The organism is Pantoea sp. C1E2 (genome assembly GCF_056491465.1).
The window spans coordinates 236,069-256,147 of the sequence record NZ_JBSZHT010000004.1 but is presented as its reverse complement, the minus strand read 5'-3'; the positions used below and the strand labels follow the sequence as shown (position 1 = coordinate 256,147).

Sequence of the window (20,079 nt, the reverse complement as noted above, 5' to 3'; positions counted from 1 at the left end):
GTTCCATCTGATAGTATTTCCTTTGTATTTTTCACGTATACAAAAAACTTATCCCGATTGACCTCTCTCCATGCGATATGCAAATTGTTAACAAACGCAACCACACGGCGTTGCATTTGGTCCTGAATTCACCTGGAGATTTCGTGATGACATTTGAAGGTATCTATACCCCGGCAATTACCCCTTACGCAGCAGACGGCAGCATCGATTTCGCAGCGTTCGCTAACGTCCTCGAATCGCTGATTGAAGCGCGCGTGCACGGCATCATTATCGGTGGTTCAACCGGTGAGTATTATGCACAAAGCGCAGAAGAGCGTCTGTCTCTGGTTGAACATGCACGTAAAGTGATTGGCAATCGTCTGCCACTGATTGTTGGTACCGGCGCTATACGCACAGAAGACGCGGTGGCTTTCGCTACCCATGCTCGTAACCATAAAGCCGATGCCATTCTGGTAACCTCACCGCCGTATGCGCTGCCGACCGAGCTGGAAAACGCCCATCATGCGCTGACCGTCGACAAAGCCGCTCAGTTGCCGATCATGCTGTACAACTATCCGGGACGTATGGGCATTTCTATGGGCGAGACTTACTTCCGCGAAGTGAGCCGTTCGAAAAACGTCGTGGCGATCAAAGAGAGTTCAGGTGATTTCAACAATCTGCACCTGCTGGCGTGTCAATTCCCGAATATTGCACTGTCTTGTGGTTGGGACGATCAGGCGCTGGAGTTCTTCGCCTGGGGCGCGCGTAGCTGGGTATGTGCCGGTTCTAACTTCATTCCACGCGAGCACGTCGCGCTGTACAACGCGTGCGTAGTGGAAAAAGATTTCGATAAAGGACGTAAGATCATGGCCGCGATGATGCCGCTGATGAACTTCCTGGATGGCGGAAAATTTGTCCAGTCCATTAAGTACGGTTCAGAACTTGCAGGATTGAAAGCAGGCCCGGTGCGTGCACCACTGCAGGGACTTGAAGAAGATGAGAAAGCGCAGTTGCAGGCTGTGATCGACGGTGTAAAACGCAATGTGGCTGCTGTTGCAGTGCTTTAAGGAGTGCGCATGAAACAGGTACAAACGCTGAGTGATGTGGTGAACGTGGCGCGGGAACTGCGGTTCCCGGATCAGGCGTTCATTAGCGGACGTTTTACTGCGGCGGTTTCCGGCAAAACACTGGAAACCACCAATCCTGCGACGGGCGAGATTTTGACGCATATCGCAGCATGCGATAGCGCTGATGTGAACCTGGCAGTGCAGGGCGCACGCAGCGCCTTTGAAGCCGGCAGCTGGAGCCAGCTTCATCCCGGCGAGCGCAAAGCCGTACTACTCAAGCTGGCTGATTTGCTGGAAAACGAAGTCACGCAACTTGCTGTTATGGAAAGCCTCGACAGCGGCAAACCGGTTAGCGAATGCCTGGCAGTCGACGTGCCAGAGACGATTCACGTGATTCGCTGGCATGCGGAAGCCATTGATAAGCTCTACGATCAGACCGCGCCAACCGGCAACGGTGCGATGGCGATGATCGTTCGCGAGCCGATTGGTGTGGTGGGCTGTGTGCTGCCATGGAATTTCCCACTGCTTATGCTGGCGTGGAAAATCGGTCCTGCACTGGCTGCGGGTTGCTCGGTGATTGTAAAACCCGCTGAGCAAACCTCCCTGACGGCATTGCGCGTGGCGGAGCTCGCGCATGAAGCGGGTATTCCGGCTGGCGTGCTCAACATTGTCACCGGTACCGGCAAAGAAGTGGGCGAGCCTATTGGCCTGCACCCAGACATCGATATGGTAAGCTTCACCGGTTCAACCGCAACGGGACGTCGCTTCCTGCACTATTCAGCCGAATCGAATCTGAAGAAGATCGTGCTGGAATGCGGCGGGAAAAACCCGGCGCTGGTGTTCGATGATGCCGAGGATCTGGCCAGCGTTGCCGCCAATGTGTTGAATGGCGCATTCTGGAATATGGGCGAAAACTGCTCGGCAACCTCGCGACTGCTGGTGCAGGAAGGGGTGAAGGATAAATTGCTGGCGCAGATCGCTGAGCAGATCGGTGAATGGCGCATGGGCAACCCGCTGGATCCAGAGAATCGCCTTGGCACCATGATCACCACTGAGCATTTCTGCAAGGTCAGTGATTATTTGAAGACCGCGCGCAAAGAAGGATTACGTATCATTCAGGGCGGATTCACCGATCGCGGTATTTACGTGCAGCCGACCATTGTGGATGGCGTGACGCCGAAAAGCGCACTGTTCCGCGAGGAGATCTTCGGGCCGGTGCTGTGTGTCACCACCTTCAAAACCGAAGCTGAAGCCATCGCGCTGGCGAACGACACCGATTACGGCCTGGCAGCCTCGGTTTACACCGGTAAGCTGAGCCGCGCAATTCGTGTTTCACGTGCAGTACGCGCGGGAACCGTGACGGTGAACTGCTTTGGTGAAGGTGATGCGACCACGCCATTTGGTGGCTATAAACAGTCTGGTTTTGGTGGCCGCGATAAATCGGTGTACGCGCTCGATCAGTACACCGAACTGAAAACCATCTGGATTGATGTGCCTGCTGAGTAAGCTTAATACCCGCCATGGATGGCGGGTATATCCTGAAAATAGGATAATTTCCTGCAATTGATGTCTCGGTTTTTTCTTCTGTAACTCCTTGTAATCCAATCATTCCCTATTTTGTGATCCACCGCAGAATGCACGAAATATCCCATAATTATTTTTGCTGTATACACACTTTTTCTGTAGGTTAAGCAGGAATCACGTGCGGAATGTCATCACAGGAGGTCACATTGAGATCGGGAAAAGCAGCGTTATACGAAGATTTAAAGCGCCTAATTTTGACCATGGAACTGGACCCAGACGAACTGCTGGATGAAGCCAGCCTGACGGGACAATACGGTTTATCCCGCACCCCTGTGCGTGAAGTGTTCCAGCGTCTGGCTGGAGAAGGCTACCTGGAAATCGTCGAAAAACGCGGCGTGCGCGTCATCCCGATGAGCCATTCCACACTGCGCAATTTCTTCCTTGTTGCGCCGATGATCTACGCCGCTACCGGTCGACTGGCGGTACAAAATTTTAAACCTTCTCAACTGAAATCGCTGAAAGAGACGCAAAAGCGCTTCCGTAAAGCGGTGCAAACGCGAGATGCCGAAGCGCTGGCACTGGAGAACAATCGTTTCCACGAAATCATGGGCGAGATGGCGGGTAATCCTTATCTGCAACCTAGCCTGGGGCGCTTACTGATCGACCACTGCCGCATTGGCCACACCTTCTTCCGTCCGCAAAATGAAGATATGGAACGTCGCCTTCAGTTAGCCGCCGAACACCACGATGCCTTTATCAGCGGGATTGAAGCGCGAGATGAGCAGAAGGTAGTGGATTTGGTGTTCGAGCACTGGGAGCTGTCGCGCGAAAATATGGAAATCTTTATCGCGCCGCAGGGGTTAAAAGCGGACGATTTAGTGCAGTCACCGGAAGGGGATAAGCTGTAATTCCAGGGTTGTGGATTTTACACGATAAGGCGGCCTGATGGCCGCCTTGAAATGCGTAGAGTATCAATAAATAATAGGGCTTACTCGTTGCCCCACTCATTCAAGAAGTTAGCAATCTCATCGATACGCAGTGCTTGAATACCCGCTTCACGGGCCATCTCTTGCTGCGACTCTTCGCTGATCTCTTCATTATTAGTCAGACGAGTCAACAACAACTGGAAGTAGTGTGCCAGCGCATCGAGTTCTGCTTCGTTGACATCATGTTCCGATTCAGACACGTACTCTTCGGCGATGTCATAATATTTCAGTGGAATTTCGTTATTCATTATTGGCTCCCAATTTAAACTTTGAGCATTTTCACTGCGGCATCAATGTCGATTTCATCTTCGGTAAAGATCAGCGTCGTACCCTGGAAGGTGGTCACCGCCAGTTTTTTCACGGAACGCATTTCATCCGGCATCACGTCAGTCTTGGGTTTAATGTTGTTCATCAGAATGCCCACCGACAGAACGGTGTTTTCTTTATCAATGCGGGTATCAACCGGCTCTTCTTCACTGTAAACCACGAAGGATTTAATCGACGTGAGCTTCAGACGCTCACCGGCGATAAAGATGTATTTGCTGTCCGGTATCACTTTCACTGAAAAGGCCGATAAACCTTTGTTATTGGTGGTCGGTTCGAACGTCACTGCCGCATCTTTTTTAATCAGATCAGGGTTGGCGACCTTAATCACATGGAAATAACGGTTGTCTCCGTTTTCATCTTTAATAAATCCAAAACCTTTGTCTTCAAACCAGGTTGTGATCGTTCCGTTCATCGCCATTACCGCCTACTTAATCGTTAATCTAATCAGTTTTTTGCAGCGCGCAGTGTAAAGCACATTGCCTGCGCAGACTACGCCTTTGCTGTAAGTCTGGACGATAAATTTCTGCTGTGCGAGCGAGAGGCCGGGAGAAGAGTGCAAAATTCGTCAGCCTGATAAAAATTGGGTATCATCCGCATCCACTTTCCAGCCCGGCAGTCTGATGACCACGATTATCGATAACTTTGTTGCTCCACCTTGTTCCGAAGAGATCTCAATCCTCTATCAGGATGAGCATCTGGTGTTAATCGATAAACCCAGCGGTCTGCTCAGCCTCTCAGGAAAGAACCCACAAAATCTTGATTCCGTGCATCACCGGTTGGTGAAGTTGTTCCCCGGCTGCACGCTGGTGCATCGCCTTGATTTCGGTACGTCTGGATTGATGGTGGTGGCGCGCAATAAAGCGATCAACGCCATGCTGTGCCAGCAGTTCAGCCAACGCACCGTGACTAAAATTTACACTGCATTGCTGTGCGGACATCTGCACGACGACGAAGGGATGATCGACGCGGCGATAGCAAAAGACCCGGCATTGTTTCCGTTGATGTCGATTTGTGCCGAGACGGGGAAGCCTGCGCGTTCGCGCTATCAGGTATTAGAGCGCTTAACTCGTGAAGGGGATGATGGTGCGTTGTTGCCGGTCACACGTGTGCAGCTCATGCCAGAAACGGGTCGCACGCATCAATTGCGTATTCACTGCCAGCAATTGGGCCACCCGATTCTCGGATGTGATCTCTATGGCGGGTTATTGCAGCCGGGCACGGAAAAGACTCCCCGGCTGATGCTGCACGCCAGTGAATTGCATTTTGTTCATCCCATCAGCGGGGAGAGCATCACTGCGCGACATACCAGCCCGTTTTGACACGGGCGGTATTGATTACCACATTAAGTCATCAGGTACTTTGAAGTCCGCGTATGGATCGTCTTCATCCTGCTCTTCCTGACTTAATGCACTGTTCAATACAATGCTATCTGCATCACGCTGGGCAATTTTATCAGCCACGCTGGCGGGAATAATCGCGTATTTGCTTTCGCCATTGCTATCCACAGCCAGGCGTGCAATCGCCAGACGGCCATTGATCAACTGTGTTTGTGTGGCTTTATCCACGGCAATTTTTTTAATTAAATTGTTATCGGTGAAGTTGAAATCAATCGTCCCTTTAGCATCGGTGATAGCATTCATTTCGATCAGTTGCTTAACCTGTGCTTTGTACTCTTTGGACAAAGTGGCTTGCTTCTGCTGCTCGCTTAATTGTTTATCACGCTCAATTTGCGCTTTTTTATTCTCTTCAACGGCTTCGCGGGCCTCACGTGCCTGTACGCGAGACTTCTTGGCAGTGCGCTGCACTTTGGCCATTTTCTTGGTGGAAACTAATCCAGCTTTGAGCATCTGCTCTTGTAAGGTGAGTTTTGTCATCTTCGTCTCTAAAATCCGTTAAAACCTGGCCGGATTATACCTGTAATGCGTAGGCTGATCACGGCGAGGTTTGAGATTCGGATGAATTGGGGTATCACCGCAGGAGTAATGCCAGCAACGCAATCAGTGCCGGAAGGGCTTGCACGTAGAGAATTTTCCGGCTGGCGGTCATCGCTCCGAAGATTCCGGCAATCAACACGCAGGTGAGGAAGAACAGAGTGACAGGTACGCCGTTTTCGCCCAGCCATAACCCCCAGAGTAAACCCGCAGCCAGAAAACCGTTATAAAGGCCTTGATTGGCGGCGAGTACACGGGTTTCGCGCGCAAAGTTTTCACTGAGCTTAAAGGCTTTACGACCTGTATTCGTCTCCCACAGAAACATCTCCAGCACCAGAATGTAGATATGAATCACGGCGACGAGAGCAACAAGGATATTGGCTAACACGGGATTCCTTAGTTAAGCGTTTTCTAAAGGTTTGGAGAGTTAAGCCTGATTAACGCTGGTTATTTTTTCCGGAAAAAAAGACTAGCGATAGCGGTTAAAATCCCAATGAGCGGCATCGTTATTGCCCCTGCCCGAAAGTTGTGTTGGTCTATGCGTTTTTCTTTAAGGATGTCATTAAAACGTGAAAGTGCTGCCTTTTCATCGGCCGCGCTGACTTCTTCAAACTGTTTTTCGAATCCCTGACGGGTTAACAGAGTAGCTCCTTTAATGTCTGACTTTCGCAGCGCCACGATCTGATTTCCTTTTTTATAAAAACAATATTCAGGCATTCGATATTCCTTATCAAAAGAGGTAACAGCAACTTATCAGCAGTCGCGAATGTGTACCAAGCTTCTAAAGCGTTTTTTTCATGAAAATGCGACTTGCGCCTTCCGGTAGGCAGGCAATGCGGCCAAACTCCTCCCAGCCGTGTTTTTTATAAAACTCAGGAGCCTGAAAACTGATGGTATAGAGAAAAGCTGAAATGCAGCCTCGATTTCTGCCTTCTTCTTCAGCATGTGTAAGAAGTTTTTCTCCTAAACCTTTCGACCTCAGTTCTGAGGGTAAATAAACAAGGTCGATAAACAGTATCCCAAAGATAGGTACGACCGAGCATTCCTCCCAAGACCTCTTGCGTTTCATTGCAACGTATTACCACTGATAGCGGCAAATGGTCATTGTAACCTGTCATATCCGTATTAAATGCCGTCAGCCCAGCATCAATGGGTTGTAAATGTTCTGGCTCGATAACGGCGGATACTTCAACTGATAAATTTTCCATATATCACCTGATAAGTCAGTCTAAATGCCTTTTAATTTGATGGTCTGGACCGAACAAGAAAAAAGAAACGGTCAGGTCCTTGCGGTAAAGTTTTCTTCCAGAAGCAAAGATTCCCAGTTCAGTTATCTTACCGACTCTTTTAACCTTATGACCAGAACAACGCTTGCCAGGATGATACCCGATGCAACCAGAACCATCTCTTTCAAGCCCACAGCGGATAACAACATGCCACCGACCAGCGCACCCGTTCCAATAGCTGCATTGAAAATCGCAACATAGATTGCTGACGCAGGTTGCGTAGCATCAGCGGCACTGCGTAGTAGCCAGGTTTGTAGTCCTACGAAAACAATGGCGATACCTGCACCCCAAATGGCGAGTAAAGCGCCAGTCATTGTGACGGGTAGTGATGCGATAAAAGGCATGCCCAGCACGGACATTGAGAGCGAAGATAATATCAGTGAGCCGATGATGAGTTTTTTAAGATGTAGGTCAATTAGTTTACCCGCGACGATATTGCCGCCCAATCCCGACAGGCCTGAAACCAGTAGCAGCAGGGAAACAGAGGTTGACGGCACGCTCAGCTCTTTTGTTAGTAAAGGCTCAAGATAAGTAAAAGCGGCGAAGTGGGCTGTGATGATGCAAGCTGTAGCAGCATAGAGTGATAGTAAAATTGGATTTTTGACAATACGGTAATAAATACTGACGGATAGGGTGCCAGGTGCTTTCAAGCCAGGAAGCGTCCATAACAGGGCGCAAGCTGTCGCGAGAGAAAGCATTGAAATGGCCATAAATGCTGTTCTCCAACCAAATATGTCGGCAATCAAACTCGATAATGGCACCCCCAGTACGCTGGCTGCAGAAACACCGCCAAAAACCACAGACGTTGCTAGCCCCAGCTTTTCAACAGGGACGAGTTGAGCGGCTACTGTTCCGATTAACGCCCAGAACGCCCCATGTGCCAGTGCACCGACCATGCGAGCACTCATAAAGGTGTTCATCGAAGTAGCATGAGTCGCCGCCATGCAGGAAATCGCCAGAATGAGCATCAGCCCCACCAGCAGGCCTTTCCGGGAAATTGTCGTGGGTATTGCCCCGGATAACAGGGCTGCCACAGCAGCAACCCAGCCATAAGCCATTACCACCCGGCCAGTACCTGCTTCGGTCTGATGAAGATCGGCTGCCAGTGAACTCAGCATGCCAACCGGCGCAAGCTCACTGGTGACGATGGAAAATGCGCTTACGCCTAATGCTATAACGGCAAACCATGTGCGCGTTGACGTTGAATTTTGAGTCAGTGCAGTGTTGGTCGTGGAACTGAATTTTCGTGATTGCATATTTATCTCCTGTGTTGAGCTGCAGTATCATCTTCTCTAAATCGATAAAAAAGACACGAAAGCGGAGAGCCGTTTTCCATAAATGGAAAATCATGAAAACTGAGTTCAACTGGGATGACGCAAGAATTTTTCTGGCTATAGCACGTGCGGGTACGTTAAGCGGTGCGGCTAATGCAATGAACATGGGCATAGCAACGGTGTCGAGAAGACTGGATAGACTCGAACAGACTTTGGCTATGCCGCTGTTCAGCCGACATCAGAATGGGTATCGACTTACCGATGATGGTGAAGCCATGTTGGAAAGAGCAGAGGCTTTGGAACATGCCGTCATTGCATTTGGCGAAACGGCTAAACTTCAGGGGAGCGTTTCGGGGCTCGTCAGGTTGGCGACATCAGATAATCTGGCCACACATTTTATCCTGCCTTCGCTACCTGTATTGCTAAAAACTCATGCGGATCTTCGGATAGAGGTGCTAAGCGGCATTCAATCTCTCAATCTGCATCGCCGTGATGCCGATTTGGCCATCAGAATGGTTAAACCTGATGCAGGAAATTTAACTTTAAAGCGTATCGGTACAGTAGGATTTGGCGTGTACGGTTCTCAGCCTTATCTCGATGCAATAAGCGTTAAGGGCGTTGGCTTTTCGCTTAGTGATGCGCAGTATGTAGGTTGGTCTGAATCTCATCAGCAGCTACCTGCGGCAAAGTGGATCAGCCGAACACTTCGAGGAAGGCCTTGTAAAATTGAAGCCAATACGCTGGTTGCGCAGGTTGCTTCGGTTTCCGCTGGCCTGGGTTTAGGCGTTTTACCGCATTTTATGGCGCGCCAGAAGGGGCTTAAATGTATCGATTTGGACATCGACGTCGATCAAGGTTTATGGCTAGTGATGCATACCGATTTAGCGGGTTCCAGACGTGTCAGAGCAGTCGCTGATCATCTAATCGCACTGTTCGAGGTTAATCAGCATTCACTGCAGCAGCCCTGAAATAGCACGGCGAAATCAGCACACGCCTGGCGAAGGTTTTGCGCTATATTGGCAGCACTAATACCCGAATATCTCTGCGAAACAGGTAACATTGGCAATGGCACTAATCCCGAAAAACTATGCACGGCTGGAAAGCGGCTACCGTGAGAAAGCATTAAAAATTTATCCATGGGTTTGTGGACGCTGCTCACGTGAATTTGTTTACTCCAACCTGCGTGAACTCACCGTGCATCATATCGATCACGATCATACTAACAACCCGGAAGATGGCAGTAACTGGGAGTTATTGTGTCTCTTTTGTCACGACCATGAGCACTCTAAGTACACCGAAGCTGACATGTACGGCACCCGAGTGGTGGCCGGGGAAGATGCACAGAACGATGTAGAAGCAGCAACCTATAATCCCTTTGCGGATTTAAAATCGATGTTAAATAAGAAGAAATAATCGGCACTGATCATTGATGCTGCCAGCATGCCGAACAGAGGCTGGCAGCCTTTACCGTTTGATTTACTGGCGTAACTTCTCTAAAAGTTGCTCAGCCCCTTTATCAATTCCTGTCTCTGCAGCACTAAGTGAACCAAAAGTCGCACCCACATTCATAGCGTTGGGATATTGTTCCGCAACGTACGCCAGTAAGAGTTCATTTGATCCCGCATCTTTCACCTCCACGGCGAAATTAACGTATCCACTCATCAAGCCACGTCCTCCACGTACCGACTGAACGATATTGTAAGGGCCGCCGGCTAAATCAAACTTTGTGAATGTGCCAATCACTTGCGGCGTGGTATCGGCGCCGGTCAGCGTCAGTTTCAATTTGAGCGCAGGAGCCGCCCCGGCAGGGGGATCGGTGATGAATTTCTCCGCTAGCACGTCCTCAAATTTCTTACGCATATATTCAGCCAGTTGACGACGTTCATCCACAGACAAGTCATTGAATTGCGCATCATTGCCGCAGTAAATGTCGACCGGTTCAATGCTGATGCTGCGATATTTACTCCAGTCCACGGGAGCGGCATAACGGAAGGGAATGCGATCGCTGTCGTCAGAGGTATTAGGCGACATGCGTGATGCTGACGCGATACCAGCATATTTCACCGGGCTGGTAGATGAACAACTGACAGCGGTAAAAGCGGCCGCTAATACAAGGCTACGACACAACGGGCTGAACAAACGATTCATGTTGAAGCTCTCCGATAGAAGTTATAAATGAACTGTACGGTTTAGTTAATATCAGTTAGCATAAATCTGTCAAGAAGAGGTTTCAGGGTGTGACATCGTGATTCGGGGGCTGAGAGGTGAGTGCAAGACGTTCGTTAGTGTCGAGTGAAAGGTTTACCGGAGACCTGGTGGAATGATGGCCGGATTAGCGGCAATAGTATTTTTACTCATCCGCGCCATCCGCAATTTAGGCGAGATACTTCATCTCTGGCAATTAGGTATAAAACGAGGCGGGTTTTATGCCGTCAGGGTTTGGGGAGCGCGCCGCAAACCCTTATTGATGCTGCTGGTGATCGACACCATTGTGGTAGTGGCGCTTATTTTCATTCTGTCAGCCAGAATTCAGATGTTGTGACCAGCACCTCTGAGGAACAACGAAACGGCGTTTTGCACCATGCTCGTCACCTCACTTTTGGTATAATTCGGCAACGTTCGCTGAAGGAATAATTCATCGACTTCGGCTTTTACCAATGCTGAAAATTGTTTAGCGCGTAAGGATGGGCTGCCGCCGATCAATTCCCCGCTGGCGATGTGACGCTCCATTACCGCCGTCAGGGCGTTCATACTCTCACGCACACCGGATTCATGAAAAAGCGCGCCGATATCGGAATGGCCCGCTTCACCGACCACCATTCTGTACAACTGCAGAGCCTTCCAATCTGAGGTAAGCGCTCCCAGCATACCTTCACCAAAACGCTGTAACTTCTCAGTTAACCGCAAGGATTGAGTTTCCTGACTATGAAGTTCATCAGCTGCACGCATCAGAAAATTAGTACTAAAACATCTTACAACCGCTTCGAACAGGCTCTCTTTAGACGTGAAATAGTTATAAAGTGTCGCTTTCGAGCAACCGGCCTGCTTTGCAACGCTATCCATTGAAGCTCGCTCATATCCTTGTTTCAGGAACACGGCTGAAGCGGCGTTAATAATGTCAGTTCTTTTTTGTTCGGTTAGCGTGCGCATCACTCTCTCCTCAGTTGGCAATGAATATTAACAAAACCGGGTGGTTCATTAAAGGAGCAGTCATGGGCTTATCCGCAGATTAGTGGCTTTACTTTCTACATTATGACCATTCTGGAGCTGGGCCCTAAAGGCTGTTTGCCAATTATTCGACAGTGACTTTTGGTAGCCAGCGTTGTGTTATCAGTGCCTCTTCATACCACTTCCATTCTGAAAATTCGCAGTCGATAAAATCTGCGATTTTCTGCACCAGATTTCCTCCCATTTTTGCGATCCATAACACAATCGTATCGTGATCATATTGACAACATTTCATGAGATTCAGTAAAACTTTATACATCAGGTATACATGATAAATACTTGTGAAATGCACTAAATACTTACGCTTTACACCGCTAAAAAACCCTACGTTGTACGGGCAATCCGCCAGTACAAAAAATGAAAAACGTGTATTGGAGTAACGGAATTGCAAAAGATCACCTCACTGCCTGCTGATGATTCGATGCCGGGTTGGTTTCATACCAGTGCAGCACGTACCCCGCGTCCGGCGCATATTGGCCAGAAAAAAGTACGCTTCGCGATTGTGGGTGCTGGCTTAACAGGCCTGGCAGCAGCACGACAACTGGCGCTGAATTTTCCCAACGATGAAGTGGTGCTGATTGAGGCGCAGGAGGTGGGATATGGTTCGGCAGGGCGTAACGCTGGTTTTGCCATCGATGTACCCCATGATATCGGCGCGAAGGATTACATTGGTGACGTCACCATTGCGAATAAAGTCCTGAAGCTGAATACATTAGGGCAAAACTATCTGCGTCAGATTGTGCAGGAACACGGCATTGAATGTCAGATGACCGAATCCGGTAAATATCAGGCATCGGTAGGTGAGCAGGGCACGGCGATTCTTGAAGCCTACCGTAGCGGATTGGCAAAGATCGGGCGCGAATCCGAAATGATCTCGGGTAAAGATCTGCCGGATCACATTGGCACTTCTTATTACAAGCAGGCGCTGTTTATTCCCGGCACCATCTTGTTGCAACCTTCTGCATTGGTTAAAGGTCTGGCGGATAATCTGCCCGCGAATGTCACGCTTTACGAATACACGCCGATTACGTCGATTGATTATGGTGACAAAGTGACGTTGGTGCATGACAAAGGCAGCATCACCGCTGATACGTTGATCCTGGCTAATAACGGATTTGCATCGCACTTTGGTTTCCTGCAGCGCCGCTTGTTGCCGACTTTCCTTTACGGCAGCCTCTCACGTCCGTTGACTGAAGATGAACAAGCGCGTTTAGGTGGCAAAGCGGTGTGGGGGGTGATTCCGGCGCATCCGTTTGGCAGCACTATTCGTCGTACGGTGGATAATCGTATTCTGGTGCGCAACAGTTTCAGTTTCCATCCGGATGGACGACCACGCGAGAAATACCTTAAGCAGTATCTGGAAAACCATCGCAAATCATTTGAACGTCGTTTCCCGATGCTGCCGCAGGTGGATTTTGAATACACATGGAGCGGGGCGATTTGCCTGTCGGAAAACCATGAAGGCTTTTTTGGCAAGCTGGCACCGAATGTTTATGGTGCGTTGTGCTGCAACGGATTGGGCATTACGCGCGGGACAGCCACCGGCAAATTGATTGCGGATATGATCGCAGGTGAGAAAAACGAACTGATCGATTTCCTCACCCAATCACCTGGCCCGAATCTCACGCCATCCGAGCCTTTCCTGTCGATTGGTGTTAACTCGGTGCTGAAGTGGGGCCAATATCGAGCAGGGATGGAAGTATAAGAAGGAAAAAGCCGCCAGTAATAATGGCGGCTTTTTCCCTTAATCGCTTACCACTTCATCTCGCCAGTATTCACTTTCGCACTCAGTTCCAGTGAACTTTCATCCGGCAGATTCGGATAGGCTTTTTTCATCGACTCAATCACCTCCGCTGAACCCTTATGTTGCTGGAGTGCCTTTTCAAAGGTCTGCAGATAATTAAGGGTAAAGGTCACCGCGCTATCGCCTGCCGGGCGGGTGCCAATATAGTGTCCAGGAATCACTACTTTCGGTTTAAGCTGCTGAACTTCCCTTAGTACGCTGCGCCACTGCTCACGGCTGGCTGGCGTTTGGGTATCTGCAGTCCAGACGTGGATGCCAGCAGCGATGGCGGTTCCGCCCAGCACGGCTTTGTTGGCTGGGATCCACAGATAGGCGGATTTATCATCCGCATGGCGCAGTTCAATACGTTCGCCATCCACGCTAAACGAAGTCTGATGGGTGATCTGCGGTACATAAAGTTGGGTAGGCGCGCCGCCCGGCATTTTCGGGCCCCAATACGCTAACTTGGCGGCTTTGGTGGCTTCGATATGTTCAACCACCGTCGGTGCTGCGACAATTTTCACCTGAGGGAAGGCTTTGACGATGGGCTCCAGGCCAAAGTAGAAATCAGGATCGCCCGAGGTAATCACGATCTGCGTGAGTTTTTTACCGCTGGCTTTAATCATCTTCACCAGTTTCTCGCCGTCTTTCGGGCTGAACTGTGCATCGACCAGCAGCGCTTCGTGTGGCCCGGTAATCAGCGTTGACGATACCGGAAACACCCCTTGCTCTTGTGGATTGTAAACTGCCAATTGCAATGGGGCAGCAAACGCCGGGCTGCCTGCCAGTGCGAGCACCAACGTCAGTGACTTCATCTTCATCTCATTTTCCTTTCAGTGCCAACATGGCCGGTAAGCGCACCATTGTAAGGATTTTGTCGTCTGCTAGAATTCCCGCAAATAGAGATGGTCAGTTTCATAAAACGATCAGATGGAGAGTGGATGGACAGAGTGACAGCGGCATCGGTATTTAATCGCATCTGTGAACTTGGCAGCCTGAGTGCCGCAGCGCGGGCGCTGGATATCTCCCGGCCGATGGTGAGCCGTTTTCTGGATGAAATGGAGAAATGGGCAGGTGCACGTTTGCTGCACCGTTCATCCCGTCGTCTGACCATCACCCCGGCCGGGGAAAAAGTGCTGGAAAAACCCGCATGCTGGCACGTCTGGCCGATGAGATCACCGGGCAGGGTGAACCTGGAGAACCGCAGGGCACATTGCGCGTCGCCTGCGCCCACTCCACCGCGACCCATATTCTGGGGCCGATGATCACGGCATTTCTGGCGCGCTATCCACTGCTGCGCATTGAGTTAGAAATCAACAATCAGCCGGTCAGCCTGGTAGGCGAGCGCATCGATGTAGCGGTAAGAATCACTGACAATCCTGAACCGGGCGCGATTGCCCGTCGTCTTGGCGAATGTGTTTCAGTGGTATGCGCAGCACCCGATTATTTGCGTAAACATGGTATCCCTGAAACGCCGCAGGATCTGAGCCAGCATAATTGCCTGCACTACAGCCGCTTTGCCGGGCAGAGTTGGCAATTTAACGATGCCAACGGCGATGCGCTGACTACAGCCGTAAGCGGCAATTTCAGCGCTGGCATCTCATCAGTGTTGTGCGATGCCGCCATCGCCGGATGTGGCCTTGCCATGGTGCCAGAGATGGAGGCGCGGGCCGGGATAGCAAACGGTCAGTTGCAATGTGTACTGCCAGACTTTACGCCGAAAACTCTCAGTATTTATGGTTTGTATATGTCGCGCGAACGCCAACCCGCCGCGCTGCGACTGTTTCTTGATGCGGTGCAGCAACAGCTGGCTTCATAAGATATGGGGTTGGATCTCAAGCAGGCCGTTGTATAGTTTTTAACTCCAGATTAGGTGATAGTATCTCCCGGTAAACATCATCTAACGTTAATAATGGAGTATTAACTGATGCGCCACTGGGCTACTTACTTTGTTCTCACCTTTGGTTTGATGGGAGGCAGTCACTTTGGCGTGGCAGCACAGACAGCCGGCGCTACGCAACTCGCGGGATTGATACGTGAGCCGCTCGCATTAACCGTAACCTTGCCGAACGGGCAACACGCGGTGTTGGATGCGTATGTTACACGACCCGACATACCCGGTGTATTTCCCATCGCGCTGATCACCCACGGCACCGATGGCACCGAGCAAAGCGATCGTCAGCATCTCACGCCGAACCGTTTCTCAGCCGCCGCCATCACCTTTGCCCGACACGGTTATGCCGCCGTGGTGGTGATGCGTCAGGGCTATGGCCTTTCGACTGGCCGTAACGATTATCAAGGGAACAGCTGTGCTCAGCCGCAACATGCACTGGCAGGTGAGATGGCACGAAACGATATCCTTGCAGCACTGACGGCGATTCGGGAACAGACCTGGGCAGCAAAACATCAAGCGGTGCTGGTAGGCCAATCATCTGGCGGATTCAGCGTGCTCGCCGCCAGTGCCCTGAATCCGCCCGGCGTACAGGCTATTATCGCTTTTTCAGGTGGACGAGGCGCCATGGGTGAAGGCCAGGTTTGTGATAAAACCTCACTGCTGGCGGCGCTAAAATCCTATGGTCAAACTGCACGCATCACAACACTCTGGCTGTACTCCGCTAATGATCAGTCGTTTTCACCCCAGCTTGGCGAGGAGATGTTCAAGGCTTACCGTCACGCAGACGTTAAGGGGAAGCTGGTCACTCTGCCGGCCTTCGGTAACGATGGACACGATTTACTGATTTCTGCACCAGAGGAATCCTGGTGGCGCAGCGTCTCGTCGTTTCTTAGCCAGCAACATTTGCCGAGCCATGAAGTGGTGCCTCTTCCTGAAGCCGAGCTTGCTGCACCGGGAGGATTAACGTCCTCAGGTCAACAGGCTTTCAAACACTACCGGTCAGATCTCGGCTATGAGAAAGCGTTCGCCACCAACGGCGAAGGTGTGTGGGGCAGCGCGCGCTGGGCTCGCACCCAGCAGGATGCGAACCAGGAAGCGCTGGCGTACTGCGAGCAGTATCGAGAGAAGGGTGAGGCGGCGTGCACAGTTTACGCCGCTGGAGATCAACGCCCAACGACGAACTAACGCGCTAAGCGACGGGCGTGACCTGCATAAAGTGCATGATCGCCACCAGTGTGACGATCGACAGCACCGTGGAGATGAGGATTGCGCCAGAAGTGATTTGCGCATCGCGCCGATAATACTCTGCCAGCATAAAGGGACCGGTGCCGGTGGGCAGTGCCGCCAGCAGAATCGCCATGTTGGTGAGATCCTGCGGCAGATGGAACAGCCAGACGGCTAAGATCCAGGTCAGCAGCGGCTGCATCACCAGCTTGGCCACCACCACCAGGCCCACCGTGGTGAAACTCATTTTCGCTGCGGTGGGCAATTCGCTGGCTTTGGCTTTTTGCCGACTGGCAAGAAACACCCCCAAACACACCAGCGCGCATGGGCTGGCCGCTCCGCCTAGCAGTTTCAGGAAGGTTTCAACGCTGCCTGGCATCGTCAAACCTGCGCTGGAGCACGCCGCGCCCAACAGCGGCGAGATAATCAGTGGGTTCTTCAGAATGGCGCGCAGTACCTTAATCGCCAGTCGATGAAACTCGCGCTCGCTTTGCAAACCTATCTCGATCATCGCGATGGCAATTGCAAACAGGATACAAGCCACCACAATGGTCGCAGTGGTGGTGGGGATCAGGCTGCTTTTACCAAAAATCAGTAACAACAACGGGAAACCCAGATAACCGGTGTTGGGATAGGCGGCGGCAACGCCATCGACGCTGGCATCGGCAGTCGATTTTCCTTTGATTTTTTGACAGGCAAACACGATAACGAAAGAGGCGGCGCAGGAGAGGGCAAATGCCCAGAAGAATCCCGGTTGATAAATGGTGTGCCACGGCGTGTGTGCCATGATGTCAAACAGCAGCGCGGGCAGCGCCAGCCAAACCACAAATTTATTCAGTTCCGTCGCCGAAGTCGGTCCTAATACACCCAGCATGCGGCAAGCGTATCCCGCCACAATTAAGCCGAAAACCGGCAAAAGAATCAGAAACGTCGCTATCATAGTGTCCTCCCAGTAAGCTGGAGGACTCTATTGACTTTATTGATGCAGATCCAATAGCAAATTTGACCGGGATTGATACGGAAAATGAATCATGCTCGATGTTAAACCCCTGCGTTATTTTATCGCGCTGGCAGAAGTTAAAAATTTCCACCGCGCCGCTGAGCGCTTGCATTTGTCACAGCCTTCCCTGAGTCGTCATATTGCGGCATTGGAAAAAGCGGTGGGAACACAGTTGGTGGAGCGCAATACGCGCCAGTTAATGTTAACGCCCGCCGGTGAGAGCTTTTACCGGGATGCGCGCAAGATACTCGAAACGCTACAGCAAGCGCAGCAGCTGGCACGTGACACCGCCGCGGGTAAATCGGGCTCATTGCGCGTGGGCTTCACCATGTATTCTGCACACAGCGTGATCCCTGAGTATGTACGGCTGATACGCCATCATTTCCCTAATATTGCTCTGGAGTTGGAAGAGGCGGTGACTGAAGATTTGCCGGATAAAGTGCTGGCCGGTGAAGTCGATTTAGCGGTGCTGGTGGAGGGGAGTGCGCGCGTGGGCATGCAAACCTTAACCGTGTTAACCGAGCCTTTATGTGTGGCGATGTCGCGCACGCATCCCAAAGCGAAAAGTCGAAAATTGCTGATCGAAGATCTGCGTGACGATCCTTTTGTGATGACCTCCGCCAGCGCCGGGAGCCGGTTAACCGCGGTAATTATGGATTACTGTCGTGCGCATGGGTTTGAACCCATGGTCAGTCTGCAGGTTCGTCTGCAACACACCATGCTCAGCCTGGTGAATGATGCCAGCTATGTGGCGCTGGTGCCTTCGTCGGTTCAACAACTGAAAATGGATGGCATTGTCTTCAAACCGCTGGCGGATGCGCCGCAGGTCAATCTTGCCGTTGCCTGGAGCAGCGACAACCGCAATCCCTGCCTTAACAGTTTTATAGAACTACTAATTCAGCGACATGCACCAGTGTGAAACCTACGCCAGCCGCATAATCTTCTGCGGCGTAATAACTACCTATATTTAAATCAATTAGTTAACGTTGCACGATCCCGCGAGACAGTAGCAGTTTCAGCCTGAAATCGCCACAAATACACTATTGGGCTGTTCAAAAAATGAGCCAATATTTACTTTATCATTAAGCCAATTTTAATCTTCGCCACGTAGAGTGCCCTCACAGTCACAACCATCAGTAAACGAAGTCAGAATTGCTGAGGCCTGACAGAACTCCTGTTATTTGCCCGCGTCTATAGACCGTGCTGAGCTGTGTGTTATCCGCTGGAGAGTACCTTTGCTGCGACTATTATTTCTGTTGATGGGTGGACCGGCATTAAGAGCGGGTTGGCCTTACCTGACCGGGCTAGGCCTGCTATGTGCTGGCGCGAGTGCCGGGATCCTGATGGATCTGTTGCAACATGGAAGTCTATCGTTTCCCTTGCATGTGTTGGGAGTATTCCTGGTCGTCGAAGGGTTGGCAGAAGTGATGAGTGCAATCTACTCACCTGCCGGCATTGCCTGGCCACCTTTAATGAAATCAGCTGGACTGATGCTGTTCGGCGTGTTGGTGTTCATTGCACCGCATGACAGCAGCATCAGCTTCTCACTAGGTTTTGCCTTGATTTTTCTACTGGATGGCGGTTTCCGTGTTATTTCATGCAGCTTGATGCGCTGTCGGAGATGGACGCGAAAATTTAGCCTCGGATGCGCGGAAATCCTGTTCAGCATTCTGATTGCCACCCATTGGCCGCTGGCTCCGCATGTGATCGTGCCGCTGTGTTTTGCTCTTTTGCTGGCGGGATGGGGCATCAATCTTTTGTTTATGGGAGCGCAAATTCATGCGTTGCCAGAGAACACCAGTGTGACCGCACTCCCTCTCTTCACCCGCAAAGGTTTACGAGCGCCGCATGGGCTGAATTATGAACATCCGCCGCTACAAGCCGGGCATGCTAACGTGCCGCTGAATGTTTACATCTGGACCCCTCTGGGATCCGGTGATGTCGCTGGACGACGTCCATGGTTTGACCGTTGGGTGGCAGCGATTGACCATCGCGGTGAAGTATCAACCGGCCATACATCGTTAGAGATGGGTGATGAACTCTATATCAGCCTCTACCCGGTTGATGATGTTTCACGCAGCTTGCGCGGTTTCCTGCAAACGCTGCGCGCGAAAGAGGAGTTTGACGTTGAGGGTTGTTTACTGCCATCGCTGGAAAATGAAATCAAAAGATGGTGTCGACCTGACAAACGTTTGGTTCTCACGCATTACAACCAGGCCGCATTGCGCAATTACTGGCGCGCGAATGCAACCGATACCCGCTATAACCTCACGTCACGCAACTGTTCGACCAGCGTGATGCAGGCGCTGGACGTTGCCACTGAGGGCTTGTTGGGTGAACACGGCTTAAAAGGCCTTTGGGTCATCCTTAACCCCGATTTTTGGTTATTGAGTCTGGTACGCAGCCGGGCAGAAGGTATGACGTGGACGCCAGGACTAGTGATGGATTACTGCATATTGTTGCGCCGGGTGCTGGAGACTCAACAGCGAACCAGCCGCTATCGTAAAATCATCAACCGTCTCAGAGTTGAATTAGTGGGCGCACGATTGGCCGTGCGCGGTTTGTTACGTTGAGCG

21 protein-coding genes and 2 pseudogenes are annotated in these 20,079 nt (G+C 51.0%); 12 read left to right on the top strand and 11 right to left on the bottom strand.

The genetic code is table 11. The features are described 5' to 3' along the window. The first annotated feature begins 146 nt into the window (after window positions 1-146). The 3 genes from ACXI0A_RS22635 (at window position 147) to ACXI0A_RS22625 (ending at window position 3,478) form a co-directional block, all read left to right on the top strand. Entirely contained in the window at window positions 147-1,046 is a 900-nt protein-coding gene (locus ACXI0A_RS22635; RefSeq protein ID WP_476147157.1) for a dihydrodipicolinate synthase family protein, read from the top strand. 9 nt (window positions 1,047-1,055) lie between these two features. Then, the gene (locus tag ACXI0A_RS22630) at window positions 1,056-2,552 is read left to right on the top strand and encodes an aldehyde dehydrogenase family protein (protein ID WP_476147012.1); all 1,497 of its coding nucleotides are present in this window, start codon (window positions 1,056-1,058) and stop codon (window positions 2,550-2,552) included. Between the two features lie 203 nt (window positions 2,553-2,755). Continuing rightward, window positions 2,756-3,478, top strand: a complete 723-nt coding sequence (locus ACXI0A_RS22625; RefSeq protein WP_476147014.1) for an FCD domain-containing protein — start codon at window positions 2,756-2,758, stop codon at window positions 3,476-3,478. An 80-nt stretch (window positions 3,479-3,558) separates the two neighbouring features. Here the strand turns inward: ACXI0A_RS22625 and ACXI0A_RS22620 are convergent, their stop codons facing one another. Together ACXI0A_RS22620 and ACXI0A_RS22615 are read right to left on the bottom strand one after the other, a co-directional pair. Further along, entirely contained in the window at window positions 3,559-3,804 is a 246-nt protein-coding gene (locus ACXI0A_RS22620) for a DUF2543 family protein (protein ID WP_476147016.1), read from the bottom strand. Between the two features lie 14 nt (window positions 3,805-3,818). Continuing rightward, complete coding sequence (locus tag ACXI0A_RS22615; RefSeq protein ID WP_476147018.1) at window positions 3,819-4,301, bottom strand: cold shock domain-containing protein; 483 nt, start codon at window positions 4,299-4,301, stop codon at window positions 3,819-3,821. A gap of 202 nt (window positions 4,302-4,503) precedes the next feature. Here ACXI0A_RS22615 and ACXI0A_RS22610 point away from each other — a divergent pair, with 202 nt between their 5' ends. Beyond that, a complete protein-coding gene (locus ACXI0A_RS22610; protein ID WP_476147020.1) occupies window positions 4,504-5,202 on the top strand; it encodes a pseudouridine synthase in 699 nt (232 codons plus the stop codon). Between the two features lie 15 nt (window positions 5,203-5,217). Here the strand turns inward: ACXI0A_RS22610 and ACXI0A_RS22605 are convergent, their stop codons facing one another. The 5 genes and pseudogenes from ACXI0A_RS22605 to ACXI0A_RS22585 all read right to left on the bottom strand — a co-directional run bounded on the left by ACXI0A_RS22605 (window position 5,218) and on the right by ACXI0A_RS22585 (window position 8,356). Further along, window positions 5,218-5,757: a DUF2058 family protein gene (locus ACXI0A_RS22605; RefSeq protein ID WP_476147022.1), complete on the bottom strand. Its 540-nt coding sequence runs from the start codon at window positions 5,755-5,757 to the stop codon at window positions 5,218-5,220. Window positions 5,758-5,851: 94 nt separating this feature from the next. Next, window positions 5,852-6,202, bottom strand: coding sequence for a DUF1304 domain-containing protein (locus tag ACXI0A_RS22600; protein WP_224933100.1), 351 nt, complete (start codon window positions 6,200-6,202; stop codon window positions 5,852-5,854). 59 nt (window positions 6,203-6,261) lie between these two features. After that, complete coding sequence (locus tag ACXI0A_RS22595) at window positions 6,262-6,531, bottom strand: hypothetical protein (protein ID WP_476147024.1); 270 nt, start codon at window positions 6,529-6,531, stop codon at window positions 6,262-6,264. A gap of 64 nt (window positions 6,532-6,595) precedes the next feature. Next, window positions 6,596-7,022: pseudogene (locus ACXI0A_RS22590) on the bottom strand (GNAT family N-acetyltransferase). Window positions 7,023-7,144: 122 nt separating this feature from the next. Further along, entirely contained in the window at window positions 7,145-8,356 is a 1,212-nt protein-coding gene (locus tag ACXI0A_RS22585; RefSeq protein WP_476147028.1) for an MFS transporter, read from the bottom strand. 92 nt (window positions 8,357-8,448) lie between these two features. On the opposite strand from ACXI0A_RS22585, the gene ACXI0A_RS22580 reads away from it, so the two are divergent. Both ACXI0A_RS22580 and yajD read left to right on the top strand, forming a co-directional pair. Next, window positions 8,449-9,342 carry a LysR substrate-binding domain-containing protein gene (locus ACXI0A_RS22580; RefSeq protein WP_476147029.1) on the top strand — a complete coding sequence of 298 codons (894 nt, stop codon included), beginning with the start codon at window positions 8,449-8,451 and terminating at the stop codon, window positions 9,340-9,342. Between the two features lie 97 nt (window positions 9,343-9,439). Continuing rightward, the gene (gene yajD, locus ACXI0A_RS22575; RefSeq protein ID WP_034824111.1) at window positions 9,440-9,787 is read left to right on the top strand and encodes an HNH nuclease YajD; all 348 of its coding nucleotides are present in this window, start codon (window positions 9,440-9,442) and stop codon (window positions 9,785-9,787) included. A 63-nt stretch (window positions 9,788-9,850) separates the two neighbouring features. Here yajD and ACXI0A_RS22570 read toward each other — a convergent pair whose 3' ends face one another. Next, a complete protein-coding gene (locus ACXI0A_RS22570) occupies window positions 9,851-10,522 on the bottom strand; it encodes a DUF3313 family protein (protein ID WP_476147032.1) in 672 nt (223 codons plus the stop codon). 172 nt (window positions 10,523-10,694) lie between these two features. On the opposite strand from ACXI0A_RS22570, the gene ACXI0A_RS22565 reads away from it, so the two are divergent. After that, on the top strand, window positions 10,695-10,916 hold the full coding sequence (locus ACXI0A_RS22565; RefSeq protein ID WP_476147034.1) for a hypothetical protein: 222 nt from the start codon (window positions 10,695-10,697) through the stop codon (window positions 10,914-10,916). On the opposite strand, the gene ACXI0A_RS22560 is transcribed toward ACXI0A_RS22565, so the two are convergent. Then, entirely contained in the window at window positions 10,904-11,524 is a 621-nt protein-coding gene (locus ACXI0A_RS22560; RefSeq protein ID WP_476147036.1) for a TetR family transcriptional regulator, read from the bottom strand. The genes ACXI0A_RS22565 and ACXI0A_RS22560 overlap by 13 nt on opposite strands. Before the next feature lie 463 nt (window positions 11,525-11,987). Between ACXI0A_RS22560 and ACXI0A_RS22555 the strand changes: the two genes are divergently transcribed. Continuing rightward, entirely contained in the window at window positions 11,988-13,307 is a 1,320-nt protein-coding gene (locus ACXI0A_RS22555) for an FAD-dependent oxidoreductase (protein ID WP_476147038.1), read from the top strand. 47 nt (window positions 13,308-13,354) lie between these two features. Here the strand turns inward: ACXI0A_RS22555 and ACXI0A_RS22550 are convergent, their stop codons facing one another. Beyond that, window positions 13,355-14,206: a Vmh family MBL fold metallo-hydrolase gene (locus tag ACXI0A_RS22550; protein ID WP_476147040.1), complete on the bottom strand. Its 852-nt coding sequence runs from the start codon at window positions 14,204-14,206 to the stop codon at window positions 13,355-13,357. 120 nt (window positions 14,207-14,326) lie between these two features. Here ACXI0A_RS22550 and ACXI0A_RS22545 point away from each other — a divergent pair. Further along, window positions 14,327-15,204 (top strand): annotated as a pseudogene (locus ACXI0A_RS22545) (LysR family transcriptional regulator). A 108-nt stretch (window positions 15,205-15,312) separates the two neighbouring features. Next, window positions 15,313-16,464 carry a CocE/NonD family hydrolase gene (locus tag ACXI0A_RS22540; RefSeq protein ID WP_476147042.1) on the top strand — a complete coding sequence of 384 codons (1,152 nt, stop codon included), beginning with the start codon at window positions 15,313-15,315 and terminating at the stop codon, window positions 16,462-16,464. Between the two features lie 4 nt (window positions 16,465-16,468). Here the strand turns inward: ACXI0A_RS22540 and ACXI0A_RS22535 are convergent, their stop codons facing one another. Next, window positions 16,469-17,443 (bottom strand): AEC family transporter, encoded by a 975-nt coding sequence (locus ACXI0A_RS22535; protein WP_476147044.1) that lies wholly within the window; start codon window positions 17,441-17,443, stop codon window positions 16,469-16,471. Between the two features lie 91 nt (window positions 17,444-17,534). On the opposite strand from ACXI0A_RS22535, the gene ACXI0A_RS22530 reads away from it, so the two are divergent. Both ACXI0A_RS22530 and ACXI0A_RS22525 read left to right on the top strand, forming a co-directional pair. Beyond that, window positions 17,535-18,422 (top strand): LysR substrate-binding domain-containing protein, encoded by an 888-nt coding sequence (locus ACXI0A_RS22530; protein ID WP_224933114.1) that lies wholly within the window; start codon window positions 17,535-17,537, stop codon window positions 18,420-18,422. Between the two features lie 316 nt (window positions 18,423-18,738). Next, window positions 18,739-20,076, top strand: coding sequence for a hypothetical protein (locus tag ACXI0A_RS22525; RefSeq protein ID WP_476147046.1), 1,338 nt, complete (start codon window positions 18,739-18,741; stop codon window positions 20,074-20,076). The last annotated feature ends 3 nt before the right edge of the window (window positions 20,077-20,079 follow it).